The sequence below is a fragment of the Nocardia sp. NPDC059228 genome (assembly GCF_042754245.1).
Taxonomy (GTDB): Bacteria; Actinomycetota; Actinomycetes; order Mycobacteriales; family Mycobacteriaceae; genus Nocardia.
In genome coordinates this window covers 568,494-595,423 of sequence record NZ_JBHZAL010000001.1, presented here as the reverse complement: position 1 = coordinate 595,423, position 26,930 = coordinate 568,494, and the positions used below count along the sequence as shown (strand labels likewise).

8 protein-coding genes are annotated in these 26,930 nt (G+C 69.4%); 2 read left to right on the top strand and 6 right to left on the bottom strand.

Translation table 11 applies throughout. The annotated features are described in order from the left end of the window. Window positions 1-49: 49 nt before the first annotated feature. The 5 genes from ACFXKA_RS02540 to ACFXKA_RS02520 all read right to left on the bottom strand — a co-directional run bounded on the left by ACFXKA_RS02540 (window position 50) and on the right by ACFXKA_RS02520 (window position 24,804). Window positions 50-21,058 (bottom strand): hypothetical protein, encoded by a 21,009-nt coding sequence (locus tag ACFXKA_RS02540; protein ID WP_379425536.1) that lies wholly within the window; start codon window positions 21,056-21,058, stop codon window positions 50-52. A 29-nt stretch (window positions 21,059-21,087) separates the two neighbouring features. After that, complete coding sequence (locus ACFXKA_RS02535) at window positions 21,088-21,585, bottom strand: YbaB/EbfC family nucleoid-associated protein (protein WP_354830490.1); 498 nt, start codon at window positions 21,583-21,585, stop codon at window positions 21,088-21,090. Further along, window positions 21,582-21,872: a hypothetical protein gene (locus ACFXKA_RS02530; RefSeq protein ID WP_379425535.1), complete on the bottom strand. Its 291-nt coding sequence runs from the start codon at window positions 21,870-21,872 to the stop codon at window positions 21,582-21,584. The genes ACFXKA_RS02535 and ACFXKA_RS02530 overlap by 4 nt, the downstream gene beginning before the upstream one ends. Window positions 21,873-22,015: 143 nt before the next feature. Beyond that, complete coding sequence (locus tag ACFXKA_RS02525) at window positions 22,016-22,810, bottom strand: ESX secretion-associated protein EspG (protein ID WP_379425534.1); 795 nt, start codon at window positions 22,808-22,810, stop codon at window positions 22,016-22,018. Next, window positions 22,807-24,804: a hypothetical protein gene (locus tag ACFXKA_RS02520; protein WP_379425532.1), complete on the bottom strand. Its 1,998-nt coding sequence runs from the start codon at window positions 24,802-24,804 to the stop codon at window positions 22,807-22,809. Before ACFXKA_RS02520 ends, ACFXKA_RS02525 begins: the two co-directional genes overlap by 4 nt. Window positions 24,805-24,960: 156 nt before the next feature. Here ACFXKA_RS02520 and dtd point away from each other — a divergent pair, with 156 nt between their 5' ends. Both dtd and ACFXKA_RS02510 read left to right on the top strand, forming a co-directional pair. Beyond that, window positions 24,961-25,404, top strand: coding sequence for a D-aminoacyl-tRNA deacylase (gene dtd / locus ACFXKA_RS02515; RefSeq protein ID WP_379425530.1), 444 nt, complete (start codon window positions 24,961-24,963; stop codon window positions 25,402-25,404). Between the two features lie 36 nt (window positions 25,405-25,440). Further along, entirely contained in the window at window positions 25,441-26,040 is a 600-nt protein-coding gene (locus ACFXKA_RS02510) for an AAA family ATPase (protein WP_379425528.1), read from the top strand. A gap of 9 nt (window positions 26,041-26,049) precedes the next feature. Here the strand turns inward: ACFXKA_RS02510 and ACFXKA_RS02505 are convergent, their stop codons facing one another. Further along, window positions 26,050-26,868 (bottom strand): SDR family NAD(P)-dependent oxidoreductase, encoded by an 819-nt coding sequence (locus ACFXKA_RS02505; RefSeq protein ID WP_379425526.1) that lies wholly within the window; start codon window positions 26,866-26,868, stop codon window positions 26,050-26,052. Between the last annotated feature and the right edge of the window lie 62 nt (window positions 26,869-26,930).

Here is a 26,930-nt window from a genome sequence, read left to right as displayed (position 1 = left end):
CGACCGCGCGGTTGCGGTAACCGTAAGAATCGGCGAACTCGCCCGTGGATCACCCGAAAATGCCCGCCCTGCGATCCGGATCGGAGAGCACATCGCGAATCAGCAGGCCCAGATCGGCGTCCTGCGGGACGGTTCGATAGCGCACCTCGCACTGCGGAGTGCCGCCGACACCGACCAGCAGGCGGTTGAAGCCCTGCTGGGTGCGCTCCCAATACACCTCCGCGCCCATGCGGTCCACCTCGATGGCCTGATCACCGACGCGAAGGACCAGGCCCGATTGGGGATCGCGGTAGAAGATCACGCGCAGGCCGTCCATGTCGTCGTAGACACCGGCCAGTGAGCCCGCGCCGACCGGAGCCGAGTTCAGTTCACCGGTCAGGGGGTTCAGCGTGGCGAACTCACCGAAGCCGGAATGCGAGCGCAGGTAGACACCCGAGCCCGAGGACGCCGGACCCGACGCGCGCGGGAAACGGTTGCCGCCGCCGCGACCGCCATTGGACGCACCAGGCTGCTGGCCGCCCAGCGCGCCACCCATCGGACCACCCGGGAAACCGCCCGGGGTGCCGGACGCGCCGTTCGCGCCATTGCCATTCGTGCCGTTCTGGCCGTTGCCGCCGGATGGAGTGTTGTCCGGCAGGGCATTCCAGCCGGGAGCACCGTTCGGAGCATGCGGCGCAGAGCCATTCGGCCCACCGGGACCGCGCGGCCCGGAGGCCGAAGGCGAACCCGGGTAACCGGGACTACGCCCGTCGGGCGAGCCGGGATAGCCGGGATTCCGTCCATCGGGCAAGCCTGGGTACCCCGGGTTTTGTCCGTCGGGCGAGCCCGGGTAGCCCGGGTTCTGCCCATCGGGCGAGACCGGCCACTGCGGCGAACCGTTGGGCCACTGGGAGGATCCGCCGGGCTGCTGCGAGCCTGGCCACGAACCCCACGGCAGCTGTTGACCGTTGGTCGGCAGCTGCCCGCTCGGCCAGCCCGGATCCGGCGGCGTCGGCACACCCGGATAGGAACCGCCCGGCGGCGTCTGCCCGTACGGCGGAGTCTCCGGCGGCTGCGGCAGCTGCGGCGGCTCTGGCATCTGCGGCACCTGAGGCATCTGAGGGATGTGCGGCGGCTGCGGCATAGCCCCGCCGGGCATCCCGGGCCCACCGGGATACGGCTGCCCGCCCGGCCCACCCGGCGGCAGCGGATACGGCGGCTGCGGCGGATTCGGCGGTGCCGGAGGATTGGGCGGAGCCGGTGGCTGCGGCGGATTCGCCTCCGGCGGCAGCGACCACGGCGCGGCCTCCTGCGACGGCTGCGGCGTGTACTGCGGAAACTCCGGATCGAAGAACCGCGGCGGATGTGGAATATGCGACCGCCAATTCGGATCCCAATTGAACCCACCGCTCTCACCGGTGCTGCGCGGCTCACTATCGAGCGGCGGAACTGCACCCTCACCGGGTTCGCCGGAGGTCTTCGGCGGCAGGGCCTTTCCAAGCTCCACCGGCCGCTTCGAATCGGGTTCCTCTCCGCCTCCGGTCGGCTCCGGCTCACCGCCCGCCGACTTCTGCATGCCGACAGTCGCCGAATCTGACTCCTCAACCGGGACCGATCCAGCCGCGAAACCGTCGGAGGTCCTGGGCGGCAACAGCTTCTCGGACTCGACGCCGTGCTTCGCCGCGTCAGCGTCGTTGTCGGCCGGATTCTCCGATTCCGCCCGCACCGCAGGCGGAGTCTCGACTACCGCCGACTTCTGAGGCTCGGCTTGAACCGGACCCGACATCGGTGCAGCAGAATTCGTCTCCCGAACCTCAGGGGGCGTCGGAGACGGGGTGTGTGCAGGCCCGCCCGGGGCATCAGAGGTCTCGCCGGGAGTGAGTACCTGGGTGACCGCGAAGTCGGGGTCGGGTTGTGCGGGGCTGTTCGGCTCGGGGTGCGCGGCGCCGCCGTCGAAGTCGCTGGGTGGCTTCGGGCCGTTGCCCGCAGGGCCGGAGGCGGGATCGGGGCCGTCGGGGCCAGAATTCGGTGTGGCCGTGCCGGGTTGGGGGTTGTCGGGGTGGGGGATGTTTTCGTTGACCCATTGGGCCAGGGCGTCGGCTTGGTGGGAGTGGGTGGCAGCGCGGTGGAGGTCTTCGAAGGCGGTGGCGCTGCCGGGGCCGATCAGGATGGTTTTGCCCTGGAGGTATTCGATTGTGGGGTCTAGGGATTCGGGGGTTAGGTCGGACTCGGCTACGCGGAGGCCGGTTGCGGTGTGGAAGTCGGTGATGGCCTGGCGGAGGGCTGCACGGGCTTCGTTGCGGGCTGTGGCGGCTGCCTCGTGGGGGGTGATTTCGGCTCGGGTGTAGGCGGACCAGAGGCGTTTCAGTTCGGTGGACCAGCGGTTGGCGGCGGCTTGGGCCTGGTCGACTCGGTCGGTGGCGGCGCGGAGGGCGTCGGTGTGGGCGGCGAATTCCTCCGGGTTGGTGGGCTTCGGGGCGGTCATGAGCAGGTCGCGGGTGGTTTGGGCGGCGCGCAGTTCCTGTTGTGCGGCACGGGATTCGCGGCGGGCGGTGTCCAGGGGTGTCTCCGCGGCGCGGGACTGTGCCTCGGCGGCGGCCTCGTGTTGGGCGATGAGTTCCTGGATCTGGTGCACACGGAGGGTCGCGTCCTCGAGGCGCTGGATGCGCGGGGTGGCCGCGGCCTGTTCCTCGAGGGTACGGGCGTGCTGGGCCGCCTCGGTCAGGGCCTCGCGGTAGCGCTGCGGGGTCAGGTCGGCAGGGTCGACTCGCACGCCGTGCGTCGCCTGCCGCTGCTCGTGTAGCGCCTGGTCGAGGGCGCGGCGCAGGGTGTCCACCGGAGCCTCGTCCGGGCGGGCATCGGCCATCAGGGATCGGTCGAGCTCGTGCTCCGCCGCACGCAGCTGGACTTCGGCGTCGTTGTGATGGTCGGCGGCCGTGCGCAGTGCGGCGATCCTGGCCTCGTGGCCCGGCCGCATGGCCTCGGGTACGGGCAAGTTTTCGAGGTGCTCGATCGTGGACGCCAACCGCTGCGGGGTCAGATCCGCGGCGTCGATGCGGCGGCCCGGAGCGCCCTCGAGATGCGGCTGATGCTCATCGGGTTGCGTGATCCGCGACAGCGCGTAATCGCGGGCATTGCTGGCGTGCTCGAACTCCACACGCGCACTCTGGAGTTCGCGTGCGGCCCGCACCGGTCGCAGCGGCTGCGTGGGGGTCTGCGCCGGCGTGTCCGCCTCGTTGTATTCGTGCGCGAGCTGTCGCAGCTCCTCGATGGCGGCGGCCCGCTCGCGGACCTCGCTGCGCAATTCCTCGACGGTGGCGCGGGTTTGGGCATCGTCCGGACGCTCGAACTTCTCGATCTTGCCGTCGCGATACGCCTCGTAAGCCTTGGCCAGGCGCGCGGGATCGTCGCCGAGTTCGAGGCCCTGGAGCCTGGCCCACGCCGAATCCACCCAGGAGGGATCGTCCAAACGCGGTGGCTCGCCCATCAATTCGGGGTCGAAGTCGCGTAGCAGGGCGGGTGCGGCCGGATCGTGAATGGGCAGCTCGCCCTCCGCCACCCGGGGATCGGTGCTCGGATCGAAGCGCAGATCGTTGTGGTAGGGGTCGATGCCGCTGAGCGTGCGCGCGTATTCGGCCAGCGCGTCGACCAGCCGCGGCTGTTCCAGCGAGCGGTGCTGCATGTCGTTGATCGCGCGCAGCAGGGCCTTGGGCGCGATGCTCTTCGCATCGGGTTCGAACCGGTCGGCGGACTTGTTGTACTTGCTGGCGAGCAACTCCTCGCGGGGCACACCGAGGCGCTCCGCCAGGCGATCGCGCGCGGCCAGCGCTGCCCGTTCATCCACTCCGCGTACCGATTTCGCGTAGCGGACCAGATCCTCGACCGCCTGCAAACGTCGCACATTGCGCAGTCCGGGGTCGGTCAGTGCCCGCGCCAGGCTCTCCGGCGTCAGCGCGGACGGCTCGAGATCCAGCCGATGCGCCAACTGCTGCAGTGCCGCGTTCAGATCGTTGAACGACTCGATATCGTCACTGCTGCGCATGAAGTCGCGGATGCCCTCGATCTGCGCGGCGTGTAGTGCGTTGTCGTGCTGCAGGGCCTTGATGGTGTCGGCCAGCTTGTCGGGTGTGAGATTGTCCAGATCGACGCCCAGCTTGGCGGCCAGTTCATCACGCGCCGTGTGCAATTCGTCCGGCGTGCGCGTCGGCCGCGCGGGGGTTTCGTGCGGGGTCGGGTCGGCAGGCGGGTGTTCGACGACCCGCCACGGGCCCGCGGGATGGTCGCGCACGGTGGTGGTGGGAATCGTCTCGCCACCGACCTCGGGCTCGTGGAAACGCACCTCGGGTGTGTGTTCGGCGACGACCCGCACCCAGCCCTGCTCGTCCATGGTGACCGTGCGGAAGTCGGGTCGCAGGTGCTCGTCGTTGAGCTGACGGCCGATCTCGGGATGGTCGGCGAGGTACTCGGCCAACGCGCGCTCGTGGGCGCCGTCGGCGCGAATCACGGTGAGGCGCGGCGGTTCACCGGGCAGGACGGCGATACCGCGATCGAGCGGTACGCCGCCATGCTCGCCGGACCAGGTGCGGGCCGCGTCGTCGGCGATATCGTGCGCGGTGGCGCGCAGGTTAGCGTCGGCGCGCACGTATTCGTCGACGGCGTGGCCGAGATCGGCGATCTGGTCGGCGTGCTCGCGCACCGCCATGCGCAGTTCGGCGACGGTGTGCGGCAGGCGTTCCGGGGTCAGGTCGTCGAGGCCGACACCGAGCAGCTGCGCCCAGTTGCCGCGCTCCTCACGCACCTGATCGCGGTCCAAGCCCTGGGTGAAGAGCACGCCCTCCTTGCGGGTCAGCAGCTCCTCGGGCGAGAGGTCGTCGAAGTGGAGGGCGGGCTCGCCGCCATTGGGGGTGCCGTCCCATTCGAGGGTGGTGAACAGCGGGTCGTCCCTGCCGAACAGCCCGAGCTTGCGGGCCAGCCGCGAGACCGCCCAGTCGTGACGGGTCGGGTCGCTGTGCACCAGCTCGCGCAGGAAGCGGCCCAGTGGATCCTTTTCGAAGTAGTTGACGTTGCGGCTGTAGGGAATTCGGGCGTCTTCCGCGTTGTAGCGCTCGGCGGCGTCGAACAGCGCCTCCACGGCTCCGGCGCGGCGCAGCATCACGTAGGTCGTCTCGTCGACCAGGTGGCGCAGCGTCTCCGGATCGGCCGTACGCACATCGATGCCCTGGCGGGCCGCCTGTTTCAGGACTTCGTTCAGGGCCGCATCCCGGACGTCGAGGCCGTCGGCGAGTACCTTGGGCAGCGCGTCGCGCGACACCGGCGGGTCGGGTTGGTACGCGGTCGTCGGATCCGATTGTGTCCCAGCATGTTCGGGATCATCGCCGGAGGGCAGTTCCGGCAGCGGCTCACGCTGAGTGACCTGCGCGGGGTCCGTGGCGGGATCGTGCGGCGGGTGCGGTCCGACGGGCTCCGGGTCGCCCGGATCGATACCGGCGAACTCCAGTTCCGCGGCCATGCGCGCCCGGGTGGCGGGATCGACCTCGCTGTACCAGGGCTCATACTCGCCGCCGTCTCGGGTGCGCATGGGCACCAGTTCGGAGGCCACATCCGCGACCCGGGCGGTGAGGTGGTTGACGAACGGTAGATCCTCACGCGCCTTCCACAGGGTGGCGAACTCCTTGCCCAGGCGCGAGGGGTTGATCTCGACGTGCTCGAGGAAGTTGTTGTGCAGCCAGCCGCCGACCTCGTGAATGATCTGCTTCTGACCGGTGCCGTCGATGCCCGAACCCGAGGCGTATTTCGGGTACTGGCCCTGGAATCCGCTGCGCACCATGTCCCACAGGCGGCGCAGGAACGGCGGACGGGCTGCGGGCCGCTCGGCGGGGAGACGGTCGCCGGGCAGGGGCGGGCGGGTGGCGGGTTCCAGGTGGCGCACGCCATCCGCGTCGGTGCGGACCGTGGCGTGGATGCGCTGGCCGTCGACCTCGAGGACCAGCCGCTGGGGGGCGGACGGGTCTGGATCATGGAAGGTCGCGGCCATCAGGTCGGCGACATCGTTGGCGCGGCGGAGGGTTTCGGCGCGCAGGTCGGCCAAGGTCGCGGCGCGGTGCTCCGGGGCGAGACGGTCGGGCTCGACGCCGAGCAGGCGCGCCCACTCGTCGCGGACCTCGGCGAGCCGTGCGCGCTCGCGCGGATCGGTAGCGGCATCGTGGCGGGCTGCCGCCTCATCGAGCGCCTCGATCGCGCCGGCGCGCAACATGTTTCGGAATTGCAGCTCGCCCGCGACCTCTGGCAGTCGCTGCCGGGTGAGGTCGGCGTCGGACAGGCCCAGGCGGGTGGCGATGTCCTGACGCAGCTCTTCTAGTGTCAGGGCGCGCGGCGGGGTTCCCGCCGGGTGGGTGGTATCCGACCACGGCTCGAGTGGGAGATCCCGGACCGGACCGGTGGGGCGAGACGCGTTCTGCTCCAGGGCTTGTCGAGCGGTGGCGGCCTCCTCCAACTCCGCCTGGTGCAGGCGGTCGGCGATGCCCAGATCCCGGAACTCGGCCTCGATGGCGCGCAGTTCGCGAGGGTCGACCTCGGAGCGCCAGTACTCCTCGCCGCCGTAACGCTCGTCGGTGGTGAGCGGGCGGAAGTCGTCGCCGTGCATCGAGGCGGGGCCGACACCGGTCTCCGGATCACCGAACAGACCACGCGCCCTGGCCATTTCGGCCAGCTCCTGCAATGAGGCCAACGCGTCCGCACGCTGCGACAACGGCTCGACCAAACCCAGGCCCTCGGCCAGCCGGGCCAAGTAGGCGAGCTCCTCGGGAGTCCGCTGATGCGCATTGTGCTCGAGCGGAGCATCGGCCAGGAAATCCGCGACCGCCTTCAAGGTGGGCGAGACCACCGCCGGATTCACCGACAGCGGATCCTCCCCCGGCGTCGGCGAAACTTCCACCGTCGCAACCTCGGACGACGGCGGGGGCAACTCCACCGTCGGATCCCCGGCACCCGGCGGCGGCAACTCGACCGTCGGATCTCCGGAGCCTGGCGGCGGCAACTCTACGGTCGGATCCCCCGATGAGTGCGGCGGCACTTCCACGGTTGGGTCGCCGGACGAATGCGGCGGTACCTCCACCGTCGAAGCCTCGGAGGCCTGCGGCAATTCGACGGTCGGACGCTCCGATATCGGCGGCAACTCGACCGTGGGGCGCTCCGACAGTGGGGGCAGCTCAACGGTCGGGCGCTCGGACGAAGGCGGGAGCTCGACCGTCTCCGCGTTCGGGTCGACGGTGCCGGTGGGCGAGGTGCCGGGGGCCTCGGCCTTGTGCTCGGTCGTCGGACCGCTGATGTCGCCGGAGTCATTGGCCCCGGGTCCCTTGCCGTTGGAACTCGAGTTGCCCTCGGGCTCTTCGGGGTCCGGGGTGCCGGTGGCTGGGTCCGTGCCGCCGTCCTTGCCGCCGGAGCCAGAGGGATCTGGGTCGCCGGGGCCGGAAGTCGGTGTGCCGGAGCCATTGTCGCCGGGGCTGCGGCCGCCGGCGCCGCCAGGCTTGCCGGGGCCGGAGTCGTCGCCGGAGCCGCCTGGGTCGGAGCCCGGATCGTGGTGGGAGGCGGTGGGGTTCGAGGGAGGACGGATTTCCTGGACGGTGATGGTGCCGTCCGGGCTTACCTCGACTCGGTGGAAGCTGATGTCGATGCATTGCGCAGCCAGGGAGGCGCGCAGGTCGGGGCCGACGATGATGTCGTGGTTGTCGAGGTGGCTCACCACGACCAGGCGCGGGGGCTGGCCGGTGACGCCGACGCCGGGGTTCACGACGCGGTCGGTGGAGGAGGTCAGGACGTCGTCGACGGCTGCCTGGTAGGCGGAGGTGATCGAGGCGACCGCGTCGTTCTGGCCCTGGTGATAGCGGCCCAGATCCGCGGACATTCGGGCGCGGGCGGCACTCACCTCGGCCGAGCGCAGCGTTGCCGCATCGCGTTCGGCGAAGTACTCGACCATCTTCTCTTTGGGGATGTTCTCGCGGCCCTGCACCTCTTCGCAGCGCGCGACCTCGGCGTCGAGCGCCTGGGTCAGGGCGTGCTCGAGCTCGCGCGCGGACAATCCGGTGGGATCCACGCCGAATTCGCGGGCCAGTTCGCCGACCCTGGCCAGATCGTTCTCCGCATCGGTCCGGGACTGATTCCCGGCCCGCATATCCTCCGCGATCCGGGCCGCGACCGCGGGATCGGCGGGCACGTGAACCCGGCTCGGCCCGACCGGCTCCCATGCCCCGGTCGAAGTCGGAACAGGCTGAACTCCAGTGGGATCCACACCCGAATTCGGGTCATTGCCCGCGTTCGGGTCCCGGCCGGGGTTGGGGTCCGCTCCCTCGTTCGAGTTGGTCGAGTTGTCGCCGGACTTGCCACGCCCCGGGTCACCCGACCCATCGGGATCGCCGGGACCGGTCGGAGGCTTGGACGAGCCATTGCCGTCGTCGCCGGGGCCGCTGCCGGAATCGTGGCCGGAATTGCCGTCGGGATCGTCGCCGGGGGTGTGGTCGGTGAGGTGGCGGTCGACCCAGTCGGCGAAATCTTCTGCGTTGTGGAGGTTTTCGGCGGCGGAGCGGAGGTGTTCGGCCGCGGCCATCGCCACGAGTGGGTCTTCACCCGGGACGGTGATGATGGTGCGGTTCGACAGGCCCTCGATGGTTTCGGCGAGAGTGGTTCGGGTGAGCTCGGTTTCGTCGATGTGGATGCCCAGTTGGCGGCGGACGTTCTCGATCGCGGCGGCCCGTTCGGCGCGGGCGGTGTCGACGGCGCGGGCCGCGGCGGCACGGGGCGTGTCGGCGGCGTGGCGAGCCTCGGCGTCGAGGTGGTCGAGTTGGGCCTGCCAGCGGGCGGCCCGGTCGAGGACGTCGAGATGGTGTTCGGCGACGTCGGCGAGGCGGAGCAGGCTGCGCTGGTCGGGGGTAAGGCGGTCGGGTGGGGTGCCGCCGAATTCGGTTCGGGTGCGGTCGATCCAGTCGCGGGTAAGGTCGGCCTCGGTGACCGGCAGACCCGCCCGCGCCGACTCCACGGCCAGCTTGGCGATGTCGGCGTCTTGGTGGGCGTAGTTCAGTTCACGCTCGGCCTGCTGTCGCGGCGACTCCCCCGCGCGCACCGATTCGATGGGCTCGGGCCGCACCGCGCCCTGGAAGTCCAGAGCGGTCTGGTAGCGCTGTACGGCCTCGCGGAGCGGATCGAGTTCGTGGGTGAGCTCCGCACCGCTCTCGGGGAGTCCGCGGGAGATTCGGTCGAGCTGTCCGACGATCTGATCGCGATCCTCGGGCCAGTGGCCCGGTGTGGCGGCGGCCTTGGCGACCACATCGGCTCCGGCACTGTCGACTTCGCGACGCCACACATCGGCCGGTGTCTCGCCGGGGCCCGCGGCGGCCTCGACGGACGCGCGCACTCGCGCTTCCTGATCATCGACGCGGGCCTGCGCTTCATTGAATTCGGTGGCCGTGCGGGCCAACTCGTCGATGCGCTGTTGGGAATTGAGCGGGTGACCATCCTCGGTGGTCCGGGTGGCCAGGTAATCGAGGGTGCCGCGCAGTCGCTCGGGGGTCAGATCGCTGGCGCGCACTCCGCGGTCCGAGCCGGTCTCCAGGTGGCTCAGCGCGGCCTCGCGCTGTTCGAGGGCCAGGTCGCGGGCATTCCTGGCCTCGACCAGATCACCCGCCTCCGCAAGCGGACTCCGGTGTGGTGCTTGCGGTTCCGGCGTCGAGGTGAGGGCGTGGTGTTCGGCGGCCAGCCGCTGCAGCTCGTCGATTTCGGCCTCGCGGGCGCGAACCTCGGCGCGCAGTTCGTCGAGCATCTGCCGGAACTTCTCCGGCTTGGGTCGCTCGTGCTCCTCGATCTTGCCGTCGCGATAGACCTCGTAGACCTCGGCGAAACGCGCGTCCCGGACGCCCTGAACCAGTTCGACGTACTCGCCGATCGACAGCGGACGCTGCTCGGACGCCAGCCCCGACATGTACTCGTCGTAGGACGCTCGGAGCGCGTCCGTCTCCTCCGGCGAGAGCTTGCGCTCCCGGAGCCGCTCGAGCGTGGCGTGCTCGGGCAGCGAGCCCAGGGCCTGCCGCATCTGCTCGGGCGACATCCGCTCGTGCAGGCCCGGCAGCTCCTTGGAATACGACGCGACCATGCGGTCGACATCGTGCAGATCGGTGCCGAGCAGATGCGCCCAGACGCCGCTGGCATGGGACGGGTTGCCGGAAAGCGGTCGCTCGCCGACGGTTTCGCTGAGCAGGCTGTGCAGGAGCGCGGTCGCGGACTCCGGATGGATGGGCAGGACTCCGTCGGCCGCGCGCGGATCGGTGCGCGGGTCGAATCGCAGGTCCGGGTGGTAGGGGTCGACGGCTCCGAGCGCGCGGGTGTACTCCTCGAGCGCGGCGGCCACGTGCGGGCGCTCGCCGTCACGGCCCAGCGCATTGTTGATGGCGCGCACCGTCGCGCGCTTGCTGGTGGCGTCGGCCTCCGGCCCATAGCCGGTGATCCGCCGCTTGTCCTCGCTCTTCTGGTACTTCGATCCGTGCAGGTCTTCCGGGTCGACGCCGAGCCGTCGCGCCAGCCGGTCGCGGGCGGCGATGACCTCCGGGCCCTTGGTCTTGCCCAGCTGTTTCGCGTAATCCAGCAGATCGCCGATGGCCTGGGCGCGACGCGCGCGCGGCGTCTTCGGATCGGTGATCGCCTCGGCCACGCGCTGGGGCGACATGTGCTCCGGATCGATGCCGAGCACGTGGCCCAGATCGCCGAGCTTGTCGCTCAGTTCGTGGAAGTGTTCGATGGCATCGCTGCTGCGGATGTAGTCGGCCATGCCCTCGATCTGCGCGGCCCGCAGCATATTGTCCTGGCGCAGGGCGGCGATGGTCTCGTCGAGGTGCTCGCCGAGGTCCATGTGGGAAGCGCCCTCGAGGCGGGCGGCGACGGCATTGCGCTCGGCGCGGACCACATCTGGATCCCTTGGCGCACTCGGTGTTTCATTCCGGGTGGAGGTCTCGGGCTCCGGTGTCGCGGGCCGGGCTTCGGGCTGGACCACTTCCCAGGGGCCGTGGCCGTCGCGCAGCATGAGCACCGGGGTGCGGTCGCCGCCGGGCTCCAGATCGGCGAAGCGGACCTGCGGTGTGGCCTCGTCGACGACGTGCAGCACGCCATCGTCGTTCATGCCGACGGTGCGGTAATCCAGGTGCAGCTCACCGCGATTGAGCAGGTCGGCCAGCCGCGGATACTCGGCGAGGGCCTCGGCGAGGCGGGCGTGGTGGTCTTCGTCGCCGCTGATCACGACCAGGCGGTTCGGGTCCCCGACGTGCTCGCCCGGGCGCACGCCGATGCCGGGCTCGAGCATGGCGCCGCCATTGGCGTCCATCCACTCGTGTGCCGCGCTGTCGATCAGCTCTCGGGCCTGTTGCTTCGAGGCCTCGTCCAGTGCGAGGAAATGGTCTACGGCGGTGGACAATTCGTTCAGATGGTCGCGGGCGTCACGGATCGCCATCCGGTGCTCGGCAATGGTGCGATCGAGTTCGCCCGGGCCGAGTTCGTCCAAACCGATGCCGAGCAGCTGCGCCCAGTTCGACTGTTCCTCGGCGAGCTGGTCGCGCTCGAGGGCGTCGCGGAACAGATCACCGCGCTCGCTCTGGCGGAAGCCCTCGTCGGCATCCTCGAAGTGGTTCGCCCACTCGCCATTGTTGTTGGTGCCGACGGCGTCGAGGAAGGTGCTGCGGGGCTTCTTGGGCTGGAACCGCTCCGACGGATCATCCGGCGCGGCACCGTGTTTCTCGCGCTTGCGGTCGGCCTGGGCCTGTCGGCGCTCCAGTTCCTGGACCGCGTGGACCTCACGCACGAAGCGGCCCAGCGGATTCTTGTCATTGTGGGCGACCGGACGCCGGGGGACGCGAGCCTCGACCTCGTTGAACTCGTGGGCGGCGTGGTTGAGGGCCTCGAGCGCGGCGGCCCGGCGAAGCAGCTTGTACGCCTCGTCGGTGACCACGCGACGCAGCTGCTCCGGATTCGCCTCGGAGAGTTCGTATCCGTGTTCGCGGGCCACCCGCGCCAGTTCCCGCAGGGCGGCGTCGCGGGCCTCGATCGCGTGCGCCACGGGTTCGGGCAGATTCGACGCCCAATGGTGTTCCGGCGGAGGGGGCAGTTCCGGGGTGTGTGAACCGGCCGGAAGCTCCTGGGTGTCGCCTTCCTGACGTTCGCGGAGGTAATCCGCCTCGGTCTTCATCTCGCCCAAGCGCAGGCTGTGCTCGATCTGGGCGCGGAGATGGGGATCGGCCTCGGAAAACCAGGGTTCGTACTCGCCGCCACGGCGGCCGCGCATGGGGACCACATCGGCGGAGATGTCCGCGACGCGGCTGGTCCAGCGCTTCAGGAACGGCATGCGCTCCCGGGCCTTCCAGATGGTGGCGCCCTCCTTGATGGCGCGGGCGATAGGAGCCTCCGCCAGCACCTCGATGGTGTGAGGTTTGTGGCCGGGGGCGACATGCTCGTGCGGGTTCGCCTCCTCCTCGAGGGGGAAGTCGTGGCCGAACATGTGGGCGACGCCGCGAATGATCTTGGCCTGGCCTTCGCCGTCGCCGTGCTCGTAGCCGGACATGTACTTGGGGTACTGGCCCTCGTAGCCCTGGAACGAGCGCCAGGCGCGGCGGAGTAGGCCGATCTTCTGTTCCGGGGCATCGGGTTTCGGCTCGGACTCCACCGCCGGGCGATCGACGGTGCGGAGGCCGTGCGTGCCATCCGGACCCGCGGTGATCTCGACGTGCACGCGGTGGCCATCGGCCTCGAGCACCAGGCGCGCGCCGGCGGCGGGGTCGGGGTGGTGGAAGGTGGCGGCCATGAGGTCCGCGACATCGTTGGCGCGGCGCAGGGTTTCGTCGCGCAGGTCGGTGAGGACGCGCTCCGGATCGCGGGCCAGGTGTTCGGGATCGACGCCCAGCAAGCGGGCCCACTCGTCGCGGATCTTTCCGAAGACCTCACGGCCCTCGGGTGTGGCAGCACGATCGTGCAGGTTCATCACATCGGCGAGGGCTTCGATCGCACCCGCGCGCAATAGATTCCGGTACTGGAGTTCACCGGCCACCTCGGACAAGTGCTCCGGAGTGACATCCTCGGGCCGCAGACCCAGGCGGTCGGCCAGCTCCTGACGCAACTCCGACAGCGTGTATGTGCGCGGTTCCCCCTCGACGGGACCGTGATTCGCCTCCGACCACGGCTCGAGCGGCAGCTCACGGGGCGTCTCCCCCGCAGGCCGTTCCACCGGCTTCGGAAGGAAGCGATCCTCGTCCGAGAGTCGACCGAATTCCTCGGGACGCAGGGCACGCGGCGGACGATCGCCTCGTGGATCTCCGAAAGCGCCACGCGCACGCGCATTCTCGGCCACATCCCGCATGGCGGCCAGCGGATCTCGCTGCTGCCCAATGGAGCCGTCCATACCGAGCGCGTCCATCAAATGCGCCGCGTACTCCAAATCGGCCGCGCTGTGCTCCCGAAGACTCGGCGGAGCCTCGGACCGCCCCAGGTAATCGGCCACCGCATGCAAGGCCGGAGAGGCGTCCACCGGATCAACGGCACGCGTCACCTCTCCTGCCGGGATAAGCAATTCCTGAGTGTGAGCCTCCGGGAACGTCGGATCGACCAGGATATCGGTATGCAGGCGCGTATCCGGCAACGTCGCCGCAGCAGTCGATCCCGGCCCTTCTCCCGGCTCCTCGCGCTGCCCCTGGCTCGACTCCGTTTGCTGCCCTTGGGCCGATTCCGCGCGCTGGCCCTGACCCGGCTCCCCGCCCTGGCCCTGGCTCTCTTCCGTTCGCTGCTCCTGGCCTTCTCCCTCGCGCTGCGACTCGCCTGGCTCCTGTTGCGGCTCCGGCGGATTCGGGTCTGGGTCGCTGAAGGTGACCGGCTCGTCGGGGCGGCCACCGGCGCTTTCCCACGCCTGATCCGCGGTGGTCTTGGCGGTGCGGGCCTCGGCTTCCGCATTGGTCGCGCGAGCCTCGTACAGGGCGCGATCGGGGCTGCCCTGCGGGAGTGAATCGGCTATGCCGCGCAGCCACTTCGCGCGCTGGTCCGCCATTTCGGCATTCCAGTCGGCTTGGACCGCTTCCTCGCGCCGCAGCCAGGGGCTTCGCGTGTCCGGCTCGGATCCCCCCGCTGCACTGGGAGTTTCGGGCCGGCCACCGGTGGGCTCGGAAGCCTCGTTGTTGGCGCTGTTCGGCTCGGGCTCGGGACCGGGGGCGGCCTTGTTGCCGGGTGTCGGCGGTTGTTCGCCTCCGGCACCACCGGCCGCCGGCTCAGCGGGGGGCTCGGCCTCGGGGTCATTGCGGCCCGTGCCTTCGGTCTCGTTCTGACCACCGGCCTTGAGATCGCGAGCGCGAGGGTTGCCCTCGTCATCTCCCTGGGACTTGCCGGGATCGACCGGCTCGGCCGGGGGTTCCGCTTCACTGCTTCGGGGCTGGGGCTCGATCGAGGCCGACTCGTCGTGTGCACCACGGGTATTCGAACCGTCTGCCGGATTCGGCGAGTCCGGACGCGCACCGCTGGCGGGCGCATCGTCGACCTTCGGAGTGACGGCGGGACGGCGGGTGGCGGGGGCGCTCTCCTCCCCCGGGGTCGGCGGGGTCGGCCTCGAAATCGATTCGGGGGGCATGTGGTGGGGGGCGTCGACGCGGGCGTGTTCGGCCATGCTGTCCATCAGGTGCCAGTAGAGGACCTTGGCGGGTTCGGAGGCTCGTTCGCCGTTGTATTCGACCTCTTGGAGGGCTTCGGCCATGGCCTCGCCGCCGTCGAATTTGTACTTGGGGCCCAGGCCCACGCGCTCGGTGCCGCCTCGGCTGTAGCCGCTGAGTTGATCGAGCCAGTCTTGGAAGGCGGTGCGGAACTCCTTGCGGCCCAGGTCGGGGCGGGTGGCTTCGAAGTAGTCGCGCAGGACGCGCAGTGCGCTTCGGGATGGGCGGTTGCGGATGGCTCCGGCGGGGGTGGCCTCGACATCCATGGCGTGTGCGAGTTCGTGCACGATCACCGCGTGCACGGGGCGCAGGGAGGCGCCACGCGGGGTGACGCCCGCTTTCACCTCGATGGAGATCGCCTTGCGCAGTAGGGCGTAATCGTGCGCGTAGTGCGCGTTCAGCACGATCGCGTCGGCTTCCAGTCTGCGCGGACCGCCCTCGAAGCGGCCCGGGATCGTGCGCTCGCAGTAGGCGTAGACGTTGTTGTCCGCCATCTCCTCGATCGAGATGCGCTTCAGGTTCCGGACGGCCGGGTAGCGGCGCATCATGTCGTCGACCGCGCGTGCGAATTCCCTCGCGACATGGGGGTCTACGGTCGCATTGTCGAATCCGGTGACCTCCAGGCCCCAGCGTTCGCCGAGCTCGTGAGCGACCTCCGACGGAGACATCGCCGACCATTCGTCGAGCGGGAGGTTGATGGTGTGGCGCTCTTGGGGAGATGCCGCGAGGTATTCCTCCTTGGGCACGCGAGGGCCCCGCTCCGATTCCGGTGGGGGGATGGGCCTTCCGTCGTCGTAGCCGGTGGGGCGGCGCTCGCGGCCGGAGGGGTCGCTGTCGTGGGACTGCGACGGGTGCTCACCATCGGGGTCGTCGGATCGTCTGCCGAAGCGAGAGTCCTTGGGCTGCTCACCTTCCGGGCGATGCGTTGATGCCGGATGCGCTTGCGCCGGGCGCGCCTCGGCGGGGCGGTGCTCGGCTGCAGGGTCGATCCGGGTTCGGGGGCCGCCCTCGGAGGGGTGTTGGGCTGCGTGTTCGGCCAGGGCGTCGACGAGGACCCGGTGGATGACCTTCGCGGCTGGGCTGGCGTTGTCGCCGTTGAGTTCGACGTCCTGGAAGGCCTCGGCCAGGGCTTCGGCCTTGTCCAGGTGCTTGGTCATGCCGTCGCGGCCGTCGAAGCTGTAGCCGGAGAGGTTGCGCTCCAACCAGTGTCGGAATCCGGCGATATTGCCGTTCTCGGCCACGTAGTGCTCGGCGAGGGCATCCAGCATGCGATTTCGGGCCTTGCCCTGACCTGTCCAGTCCATCGCGTGCGCGAACTCGTGCATGATCGTCGCGTAGATCGGGCGCTCGCTCGAGCCCGGCACATCATGGCCCGACGCCTCGTCCCGCCGGGCCAACCGCAGGGCTTCCTCGGGATCATGCGCGTAACGCTCATTCAGAACGATCTTCTCGGCGTACCAGCCAACCTTGGGGCTCTTCTCCGGCGTCGACCGCGCGTAGACGGACTCCGGCAGATCCCCGATCCCAACCGACCGCACATTGGTGGCGGGATACTTTTCGAACATCGCGTCGACGGCGCGCGCAAACTCGCGCAGCACCTCGGGATGGATATCGGCGTCGAACCCGAAAACATCGACATCCCACCGCTGTTCGAGCTTCTCCGCAATCTCCTCGGCACTCAGCCCCGACCACTCGTCGTCAACCTGCAGCGCCCATTCCGGCTTTTCCGCCGACTCATAGGCCGGATGCTCGTCCCCACGCTCATGCGCATCCGGCTGCTCACGCCGCTCACCATCGTGCGCCGACGGCTCATCCCCGACGCGCGCATCAGCAGCCCGATGTTCCGAGGTGGGTTCCTCGGTGCGGCCGGGCCCGCGCTCCGAATCATGGACGGGCACAGACTCATTCGAAGCGACCGACTGCGTGCGCTCCTCACCCGGTCCCCGTTCGGTCGCCTGCTCCCGGTCCCGAGGCTCCCTCGGCTCAGGCTGGTCGTCCGGACGCGATAGCTCCTCCGGGTGCGGCTGACCTTCTTCGGGCGGGGTGCCCTCGGGACTCGACTCGTTGCCTTCGCGCGGAGCTTCTTCCGAGCGCGGCTCGCTGCCATCGTGCGACTGCTCGTCGGGATGGGACCGGCCCTCTTCACGTGGTGGCTCCTCCGGCCGGGGTCGATCTCCGGCACGTGGGGTGTCCGCCGCGCGGGAGGGGTCTTCGGGCCGCGATGGGACATCCTGGCGCGGACGGCCTTCCGAGCGCGAGTGGTCTTCGGACCCTGTTGGGGATTCGGGGTCCGAGGGCGAGGGGCGGCGGGCCTCGGGCGAGAGGGCGTCGGCAGGGTCCTCGGAGTCGGTGGGATGTTGGTCGGGGGTGGGGTGGTGGGTGAAGTGGGTTGGGTCGAGGCCTGCACGGGTTCGGGCGTTGAGGGGGTCTACGGCTGCGCCGCCCTTTTCGGCGGGTTCGAAGAGGATGGCGTGGGTGGCCTTGGTTTCGCGGGGTATGTCGGGTGGGAAGCCTTGGTCGCGACCGGCTCCGGGGTCGAGGACCTTCACCTCGCCGCCGTCGTTGAACAGGATGTAGCCGTGGGCGCCGACGCCGTGTTCGTCGGCAGGACCGGCGTAGCGGTCGATGACCAGGGCTGAGGAGCCCGGGCCCAGTTCGAGGAGCCGGGCGGCGATGGCGTCGTGGTCGTCGTAGGTGCGCAGCTTGCCGCCAGCGGCCGCCACGACCTCCGAGACGGACATGCCCTCCGGACCGACCGCGCGCTCCGGTACCCGGATCGAGTCGTTGCCGGTCAGCATCCGCAGCAGGCGCAGGGAGAGTTCGGCGCAGCGTCCGCGATTCGGGTTCTCCGGGCCACGGCTCGGTTCCGAATCCGGCTCCTGGTGTGAGGCGGAAACTTCCGGCTCGTCGAGCTTGCCCGGATGCGCCGTGGCCCCATCCCCGCGCTTGGTTAAACCATCGCGCCGATCGGTCGGACGTTCGGCGGTGGCGGACCGTTCCGGCGCGCGATCGCCGCCGGGGGTCTCGTGCGGCCGATCACCCCCGGCAGACCGAGGCTCCAGCGGACGTCCGACCGGGTGATCGCCGAGAGGAATCGGCGCGACCAGCAGTCCCGCGTCCGGGTTGGCCGAGTCGTGCTCATCCTCCGACCGGGTGCCACCATCGCGCACCTCACCATTCCGCTGTGCCGCACCGGGTTCCGGCCGCTCCCCGGCAGAATGCCGACGCTCGAACCCGGGGTGGTCTGCGCCCTCCGGGGATGCCGGACGATCTGCGGAACCATCACGCGGCTGCGAATCGTCCACGCGCGCCTGTGGATCATTCTGGCGCATTGGGGAATCTTCCTGGCGCGCACGGGGATCTTCCTGGGACGCATAGGAATCATCTTGGTACGCCTGGGAATCATCCTGGCGCGCACGGGGATCAGCCTCACTCAGCGACGGATCATGCGTGCTCGGCGCGGATTCCTGACGCTGCGGCGTCGAGTCGTCGATCCGCGGCGTCGGATCGTCATGTTCCCGCATCGAATCGTCGCGCCGAGCCGCCGAATCGTCACGCGAGAGGGGCGAATCATCGTGCGGCAGTTTTGCATCGTCGCGGTGCGCACCGGATTCGTCACGCCGCGCGGTGGGCTCGGTGGCATCGCGTCCGCCACGGGATTCCGTCGCAGCGGGATCGCGGGCCTCGTCGCGGTGTTCGGTGGGCGAGCCCTCGTGCTCGTCCGCATTGGGCAGGGCACCGTCGCGGTCCGGGGTGGTCTCGGCGCGCGGTTCCGTCTCGCGGGGCGACTCGAGGGGTCCTTCGGCGGGCGTGCGGGAATCCGGCTGTTCCGCACGATCATCCGATACGGGGTGCTCGTCGGAGCCGCTCGCGTCCGGGCGAGGGTCGGACGCGACCGGATCGGTGGACTCGGACGCGACAGGTTCGGTGGACTCGGGCGCGACCGGGTCTGTGGACTCAGGCGCACCCGAGTCGGTGGACTCGTGCGCGATCGGGTCGGTCGACTCGGGTGGGAGTGGGTGTTCCGGCTCGATGGTACGGGATTCCGGTTGTGCGACAGGATCTTCCAGGCCCGGGCGTGCGGTCACGCCGTCAGCTGAGGCGGCATGCTCGGGAGTGCGACCGGCCTCGGGGGCGGTGGGGCGGGCGTGGGCTCCCGTGGCCGGGCGGGTGTCCGCGCCCTGGTGGCGGGGCGCGTTCGGACGAGATCCGTCGGCGCGTGGGGCATCGGCGCGCGCTCCGGTGGCGTCGCCCGCACGGGCACCCGTTGGACGCGTCTCACCGGCCGTACGCGCCTCGGCGGTCGGACGGACCTCGGCGGTCGAGCGAGGTGTCTCGGAGACGGACCGCGGTTCGGGAGCCGCCGTACCGTGCTGGGGAGCGGCCGTCGTGCCGGACGTGGAGGTGGCCGGGGCGGCGCTGACGGGGGCCTGAGTTCCGTTGGAGGAGGCCGCGATCGGCGTATCGGAGCGGTCGCCGACCGGCGCAGACCCGACGGCCGCGCCCGCCTCGTGTGAGGTGGCCGGGCCGGCTGGGGCGCTCTGCGGGGACAGGCCGGGAGAGTCACCGGCAACGGCGGCGCGCGAGTCCGTGGCCGGGGCTGCCGCGGTCGAATCCGCGGGGGCCGCCGAAGTGGTAGCCGGGTCCCCGGCCGAGTTCGAGGTGACACCGGATGTGCTGTCGCCGGAAGTGCGCGCCCCGGACTCGCCGCCGGTGGGTGCCGTCGAATTCCCGGCGGACGTGGAAGTCGAGGGGGCGCGCGAGTCGCCGCTGGTCGTCGCCGTCGGTGCGTTCGAGGACATCGGAGCATACGCGGACGATGGAGCGTTCGAGGAGGTCGGGGCGGCCGAGGTCGGCGCGAGGGTATCGCGGGTGCCCGCTTGAACACCGGATTCTGGGTTGCCGCTGTGACTTTCGTGGGTCTGCGCCTGTGGCTGGGTGGCGGAATCGGCGGGTGGGTGCGCCACCGAGCCGGTGTCCGACGGGGTGTGGGACTGGGCGGAGTGGTCGCCGCCGGTCGCCGCGCTCGGATCCTCGGTCGTACCGCGATCCGCGGGTGCGCGGGAATCAGAGCCGCTGTAGCCGCCATTGCCGCTGGGATCGCCGCCCTCGGGCCGCGCCGTGCTGCCGTCGCCGGTGGGGCGCGGGTCGGAATCGTGTGTGTCACCGGCGAATCCGGCGGCGTGGGTTTGGGGGCCGCCGGTGTCACCGCCGCCGCCATGGCCATTGCCGCCCAGGTCGCCGCCATTGCCGGTCGAGCCCGGATCGCCGACATGGCCGTTGCCGTGGGAGTTTCCGCCGAGGTCGCCGGTGCCGCCCGCATCGGGTCGGAAGCCGACATTGAAGTTGTCGGGGACGCCCGCACGCATGCGCGACACCCGGGGCTCCCAGAACTGGTGGGATGCCGTGTGATTGAGGCCGGAGAGGCCACCGTTGGCGACGCCCGCGGTCAGCATGCGCGGGTCGAAATTGGTGAAGGCGTTGCCCATGTTCTTGAAGGCGTCGCCCCACCCGTGCTGGTACACGTCGAGCCCGAACTGCGCACCGGTACCGGCGAGGAATCCCGCTCCCGCACCGGCCAATCCGGCACTCGTGCCGGTGATGGCCGCGCTCAGGTAGTGATTCATGGCCGAGCCCTCGAAGTGCTCGCCCAGCGCCTTGCCGACCTTGCCACCGGCGATACCGCCCGCGGCCGAACTGACGGCGGTGACGCCGATCTTGCCCCAGTCCAGTCCACTGCGGTGCCCGGCCGCGATCTGATAGCCCTCGATGCCCACTTCCTGGAGCACGCCCAGCCCGGCATCCAGGACGAAGTGCCGCAGCATGAATTTCGCCAGCGACGAGCCCACCAGCTTGCCGACGTATTCGGCGATGCGCTCGACCGCCTCCCGGCCGATGATGCGCACCGCGATGCGGGTGGCCGCCTGCGCCGCCGCCTCCGCGGCCGGTGCGGTGGGCGGGAAGGCCCAGGCCGCCGCCATCTCGACCGCCAGCATGGCCAGCGACGAGTAGAACATCAGCTTGGTCGACTCGATCTCGGTTCCGGTGTCGTGCACCGATTCACCCAGCTGGTCGAAGAAGCCCGCCAGATCCAGGATGGAGGTATTGCCGTCCTGTTTCCCGCCGACGCCGGCCATCAGATCGAATTGCTTGGCCATCTTGTCGCGGCCGTCACCGTCGACATACGCGGCCAGCGTGGCGGATTTGGCCGCGTCCATACCCGAGACCTGGTCACGCAGGCCATCGGCCGCGTTCTTCCAGTAGGTGGCCAGGTCCCACATCTGGTCTTCGTTGCCCTCGGGCCATTCGACCCCGACGATCCAGCCCAGCCATTCGAGTTCCGAGGGCAGTTCGAGAGCCACGGTCGGCTACCTCGCCCAGCGCGGTCGTATCACCATCCGGAATCGGTGGCCCCGCCCCGCCGCGGCTGCGCCGCATCGGTATTCGCGTCCAGATCCCGGTAACCATCCAGGCGCTCCGGCGATTTCGGCGGCGCGGTGGAGACCACCGGCGGCTCCGGAATGGCGAGTTCCTTGCTCAGGTCGGGCATGCCGGGCACCAGGTCGGCGAGGGTGGGCAGCCGCTTGCGGTTCTGGGATACCGGGGCCATGATGTCGCGGCCGCGGCGGGCCACCTCGGCGGCGGCCTGCTGCGCGGCCTCGGTGACCGCCCGGGCGATCTCCGAATAGTCGAGATCCTCTATGCCGGAGGAGAATTTGGTATCGATCACGGTGCCGTCGGCGTTCACGGTGACCGTCACTCGCTTGCGCACCGTCACCGACGCGGTCAACGCCGCCCGCTCGCGCTGCAGTCGGGTGATGAGGCGCATCTGCTCGCCGAAGCCGTCCAGGATCTCCGCCAGCTCCGCCTTCCGACGCTCGTTGCTCATTGCGCGGCCTGCTGGAAGCCCTCGCGGTTGGCCTCTTCGGTGCGCTCCAGCTCGTCGGCCGAATCCTTCTGCGACTTGGAGAAATTCGCGAACGTACCGGCCATGTTGGACGCACCCTCGAGTATGTTCTTCTTGCTGGCCAGATAGCCCTGATCGCCATTCGCGAACTGACTGCCGAGCGAGTCGTTGCCCCACGGCGTGCCGAGCGCGTCGGCCTGAGCGGTGAAGGTGTTCACCACACCATTGATGCCATCGCGGACCTCACCGGTCTTCTCCGACGCCCTCATCAACAAGTCCCGGTATGACTCCAACCGACCACTCATGACAAGGACCCTTTCAGCTCCTGGCAACCGCTCAGTTGCCGGAAGTTGAACGGAGAGTGGTGATCCGGGGGACACGGCGACGCCAGCGCCGTGTCCCCCGGCCTCGATCAGACGAATTCCTGCTGTTCCCCACGGGCTTCCATGTGCATCAGAATCTGTGCGATGACACCGTCGAGGTGCTCGATGAACCGGCGATTGTCCACGCCGACAGCGGACTTCACCTCCGGATCGAGATCGATCAGGTAGCGGCCGTCGCCGGGTAGATCCCGCCACACCAGGGTGGAGACCGCGACGCCTCGGGGACCGTATTTGGAACGGCCCTGCAGAATCTGCATGGCCCCGGTCTGATCGGCCGGGGTCGAGAAGAAACGCAGACTGCGGGTGTCGACCGACTCCTCGAAGGTGTCGAAGGCCGAAGCACGCGGCGCCTCATAGGGATCCGGCGGCGCGGGCTCGGTGGCGATCGGGATCGCGGTCGACTGGCCGGGCTCGGCCTCGGGGAGCTGCGCGACCAGCAGGGCCGACAGTTCCTCCGGTTCGCACTCGAGCATCGTGACGCCGCCGCTGTGCATCGTCGTCTCACCGGGCTTCTGGATCAGCACGCAGGCGCGGCGGCCGCGCCGCGCCCCGTGCACCACCAGATGCTTTGCCGGATTGTCGATATCCGCGTCGTGCCAGCCGTGCACACCCACGAAAACCTCCGGGTTGCAGACGGCTTCGAACACCGCGCGGAAGTACGAATCGAGTCGCAGGTCGAGATCCTCCTGGGCCGCCAACAGCTCGCGGTCGTAGACGTCGGGATCCATGGTCCGGCTCGTGTACACCAGCGGCGACGGAATCGCGCCCTGCCGGTACAGATTGCACAGGACCTTGAACTCGAGGTCGGTGAATTCCCAGGTCATGCCTCGACCACCGGGTTCCCTTCGACGACACCCTCGATGGTCTGCCCGAGACCCCGGATGAAGTCGACGTGCTCGGCCTCGGGTTCGGCCGCGGCGCTCGGGATCCCGGTCGCGATCGGTGCGGCCGCGTCCGACGGCGCGGCCACGACACCCACCAGCGGCTCCGGACCGGGGGTCGAGGCTCCGCCGAACAGGTTGGTCAGACCGGCCAAGGGCGGATTGGTCACGGCGGCCGCGGGAATCGCGTTCGCCAGGCCCGAGTTCGGCGTCGCCAACGCGCCCAGCGGTGTGGTGTCCCCTGGCAGTCCGGCCGTCGGCGTCTGCGGTGCGTTCGACAGGCCCAGCAGTTGCGACAGCTGCGTCACCTTCGACGGGTCCTGCTCGATGGCGCTGAAGGCGGTCGTCAGCTTGTCCTCGGGCACGCCCAGCGCGGTGGCCAAGGTCGACAGATCCGTGGAGTGCATCGAATCCAGCGCCTGCAGGATGGTCGGCAGCTGCTGGGCCAGCGTCGAGATGCCGGTGCTGGCACCGCTGACCAGCGTGCTCAACAGGCTGGTCAGCTGCGACATGTCCGAGCCGCCGGAGCCGGTGCCGTTCGAGGTGTTCTGCGGCTGAGTCTGATTCGGGAAGCTCGGGTTGGAACCGTTGGGGTTCGTGCCGTTGGGGTTGGAACCGTTGGGGTTGGAACCGTTGGGATTCGAGCCGTTCGGGTTCGCACCGTTCGGATTGGTTCCGTTCGGGTTGGAGCCCTTGGGGTTCGGATCCTTGGCGTCCTTCAGCGGAGGCACCTTGGGGTTGGGGGCCGGTGTACCACCACCGGCGTTCGGAGTGCCGCCACCCGCGTTCGGAGTCCCACCACCGGAATTCGGGGTGCCGCCACCGGCATTCGGGTTGGGATTGGCGTTCGGGTTCGGATTCGGATTGGGGTTCGGATTCGGATTGGGGTTCGGATTCGGATTGGGGTTCGGATTCGGATTGGGGTTCGGGTTCGGATCGGGGTTCGGCTTGGGCTTCTCGACCGGCGCCGGAACGGGAACCGAAGGCGTCGACTGCACGGTGTGGTTCATGCCATCGACGTAATGGTCCTGGTAATAGCCGCGGTAACGGTCCAGCTCACCCTGCTTGTCACAGCTCCACGGCTGATGCGGACCCTCGTACGGCATGGACGCCGCGGTCTGGATCATCCAGCGGTTGGTGTAGCGCATGAGCTGGGACGCGTTGTCCATGGTGTCGAGCAGCGGCTGAATGCTGTTGCAGTAGCTCGTCACCGCGGCCTGCGCGGCGCTCGCGCCATCGCTGCGCCACTTGCTCTGCAGCGCCTGGACCTTGTTGTCGAAGTCGGTGAGGCTGCTGTCGACCTTGGTCTTCAGCAGCTTGTAGAGCTCGTAGGCGTTGTTGTACGGATCGGGCTTCATATCCTGCCCGAGGTTGTACAGCTGCTCCCAGCTCCTGGTGTCCTTGGGCTCCGGACGTACGGAGTAGGACTCCTTGCCGCCCTTGTAGTTCTTCAGGCTGTCCGGATAGCCGTCGTCGGCCGAATCGTCGTAACTATTGGGCGACTTCTTGTTCGGGATGTCGATTTTCAGGTCGGTGGCTTTGTCCGGCGCCGAGGTGTGCAGGTAGCGCAGGTTGTCCGCCGACATGTGGTCGGTGTCGACGTAGTTGCGCCCGGCCTGATTGAACGTGTCGATCATGTCCCGCAGGATGGCGATATGCGTGGTGAGCGCATCCGACATGTGCGTGCCGATCGCACCGAGATAGGTGGCCAGCGTCCGGCCCGACTCCTGATCGCCGATCGGGCCGATATCGGTGAGATGACCGTCGATGATCTGTTGGTAGTACAGCAGATCGCCGACCAGGGTCGCCGCGGCCTGCGCGCCCTGCTCGGCCGCGCCCGGCTCGAATTCCAGATGACCGGAATTCGCCTGGTCTTTCAGCGTCGGCCAGGCCGTCTGGTCCTTGTCCTTGTACTTGTCTTTGTTATCAGGTGCCATCGCTAACTACTGTCGCTCCGCCCGTTGCCAGCTGAAGATGCCAGCACAGCCTACTGCTGTGAACTCCCGGTGGCGCACAAGGAAATTCGGGGCATGCACGGCCGCCCCAGGGTAGCCAAGCGAGCGCGGCTCGGCCATCTGGGAAGATCGACTGTCATGCGAGTACTGGTGCAGCGTGTGACATCGGCTCAGGTGACCGTCGACGGCGAGGTGGTCGGACGGATCGATCCGGCCGCGCACGGCGCGCCGCACGGGCTGGTGGCCTTGGTCGGTGTCACCCACACCGACACCGAGGGCACCGCGAAAGCGCTGGCCGACAAGCTGTTTCGATTGCGGATTCTGGACGGCGAGCGCTCCGCCGCCGACCTGTCGGCACCCATTCTGGTGATCAGCCAGTTCACTCTCTACGCGGATACCGCCAAGGGCCGTCGCCCCTCGTGGAACGCCGCCGCTCCCGGGCCGGTCGCGGAACCGCTGGTGGACACGTTCGCCGCCACCCTGCGCGCACTCGGGGCGACGGTCGCCACCGGACGGTTCGGGGCGCATATGCATGTGGAGCTCGTCAACGACGGCCCCGTCACCATCCTGCTCGAAAGCTGACCAGGGACAACAACGCCCGCGGCTAAGGTGGCGGGCATGCTGCTGTGGATCAATGGCCCCTTCGGCGGAGGGAAGACGCACACCGCGTTCGAGTTGCATCGGCGGTTGCCCGGGAGCCTGGTCTGCGATCCCGAGGAGGTCGGGTTCGGGCTGCATCGGGTTATCCCCAAGGAGTTCCGACCCGACTTCCAGGATCTACCGGCCTGGCGGCAGGGCGTCTTCGAGACACTCGATCTGGTGTTGAGCAAACACGGCGGGCCGGTGATCGCGCCGATGACCGTGGTCGAGCCGGTCTATTTCGCGGAAACAGTCGGGCGGCTGCGCGAAAAGGGTCACGACGTCAGGCATTTCGCGCTCATGGCGCGTCCGGAGACGGTGGTGCGGCGACTGCGGGAACGGGCGCTGGGCGGGCTGCGGCACGAGAGCTTCGCCATCGACCGGGTGGATCATTGCCTGAATGCCCTGGCTCGACCGGAATTCGCCGAACACATCCACACCGACGAACTCTCGCTGCGTGCGGTCGCCGACCACATCGCCGCCGCCTGCGGCCTTACCCTGATCCCGAACACCGACGGCAGACTCCGCACCGAGCTACGGCGGATACTGGTGGGGGTCAGGCATATTCGACTGTTCTGAACCCCGCTGTCAGCGGACCCACTTCGAGGTCAGGCCCGCGACGATGGAACCGTCGAGGTCCGAGAGGCTGTCGGCGACGAAGGCTCGGGCGAAGTCCGAAGTCTGCCAGCGGAAGACGATCGGGTAGGCGGTGAGCGCGGACAGGACCACCTCGGCGACCTGGTCGGCGGTTTGGGCAGTGCGGTAGGCGCCGCGGGTACGGTTGATGTAGGCCTCGAGCGCGGGGGCGTAGGGACCGGCGGCGTCGATGGCGGCGGGGATGTCGATTCGCGCGTTGTTGACGAATTCCGTTGTCACCGCGCCGGGTTCGATGACACTCACCCCGACGCCGACCGTGGCGGCCACCGGCTCCAGGCTCTGCATGAACCCCTCGACCGCGAATTTCGCCGCGCAGTATGCCTCGTTGAAGGGCTGCCCGACCGCGCCGCCGACGCTGGTCACCGTCACCACGCGACCCTTCGACGCGCGCAGGTGCGGCATGGCGGCCTTGGTCGCCTCGACCACTCCGAAGTAGTTGACCTCCATGGCCCGGCGGATATCCGCCATCGGCAGGTGCTCCAGGGTGCCCAGCACCGAGACGCCCGCATTGTTGACCAGAGCGTCCAGCCGGCCGTAGTCGGCGACCACGCCCGCCAGGCACTCGGCGATGGAGGCGGGATCGGTGACATCCAGGCGACGCACGTCGGCCCCGGTGCCCCGGACCCGCGCGGCCTTGTCCAGATTGCGCAGTGTCGCCACGGTCCGGTACCCCGCCCGCACCGCCGCGGCGGCGACCGCCAGCCCGATCCCGCTGGAGGTCCCGGTGATGAGAACAACCCTGTCGGCCATCACTCCATCGAACCAGAATCCGCCCCGGGCCCCCACCGCCACGCCCGACGCATCAGGACGTG

What these genes read in the sequence shown, in the direction of transcription:
- ACFXKA_RS02535 (WP_354830490.1), bottom strand. Translation starts at nt 21,585, where the DNA reads ATGAGCAACGAGCGTCGGAAGGCGGAGCTGGCGGAGATCCTGGACGGC.
- ACFXKA_RS02530 (WP_379425535.1), bottom strand. Translation starts at nt 21,872, where the DNA reads ATGAGGGCGTCGGAGAAGACCGGTGAGGTCCGCGATGGCATCAATGGT.
- ACFXKA_RS02525 (WP_379425534.1), bottom strand. Translation starts at nt 22,810, where the DNA reads ATGACCTGGGAATTCACCGACCTCGAGTTCAAGGTCCTGTGCAATCTG.
- ACFXKA_RS02520 (WP_379425532.1), bottom strand. Translation starts at nt 24,804, where the DNA reads ATGGCACCTGATAACAAAGACAAGTACAAGGACAAGGACCAGACGGCC.
- dtd (WP_379425530.1), top strand. Translation starts at nt 24,961, where the DNA reads ATGCGAGTACTGGTGCAGCGTGTGACATCGGCTCAGGTGACCGTCGAC.
- ACFXKA_RS02510 (WP_379425528.1), top strand. Translation starts at nt 25,441, where the DNA reads ATGCTGCTGTGGATCAATGGCCCCTTCGGCGGAGGGAAGACGCACACC.
- ACFXKA_RS02505 (WP_379425526.1), bottom strand. Translation starts at nt 26,868, where the DNA reads ATGGCCGACAGGGTTGTTCTCATCACCGGGACCTCCAGCGGGATCGGG.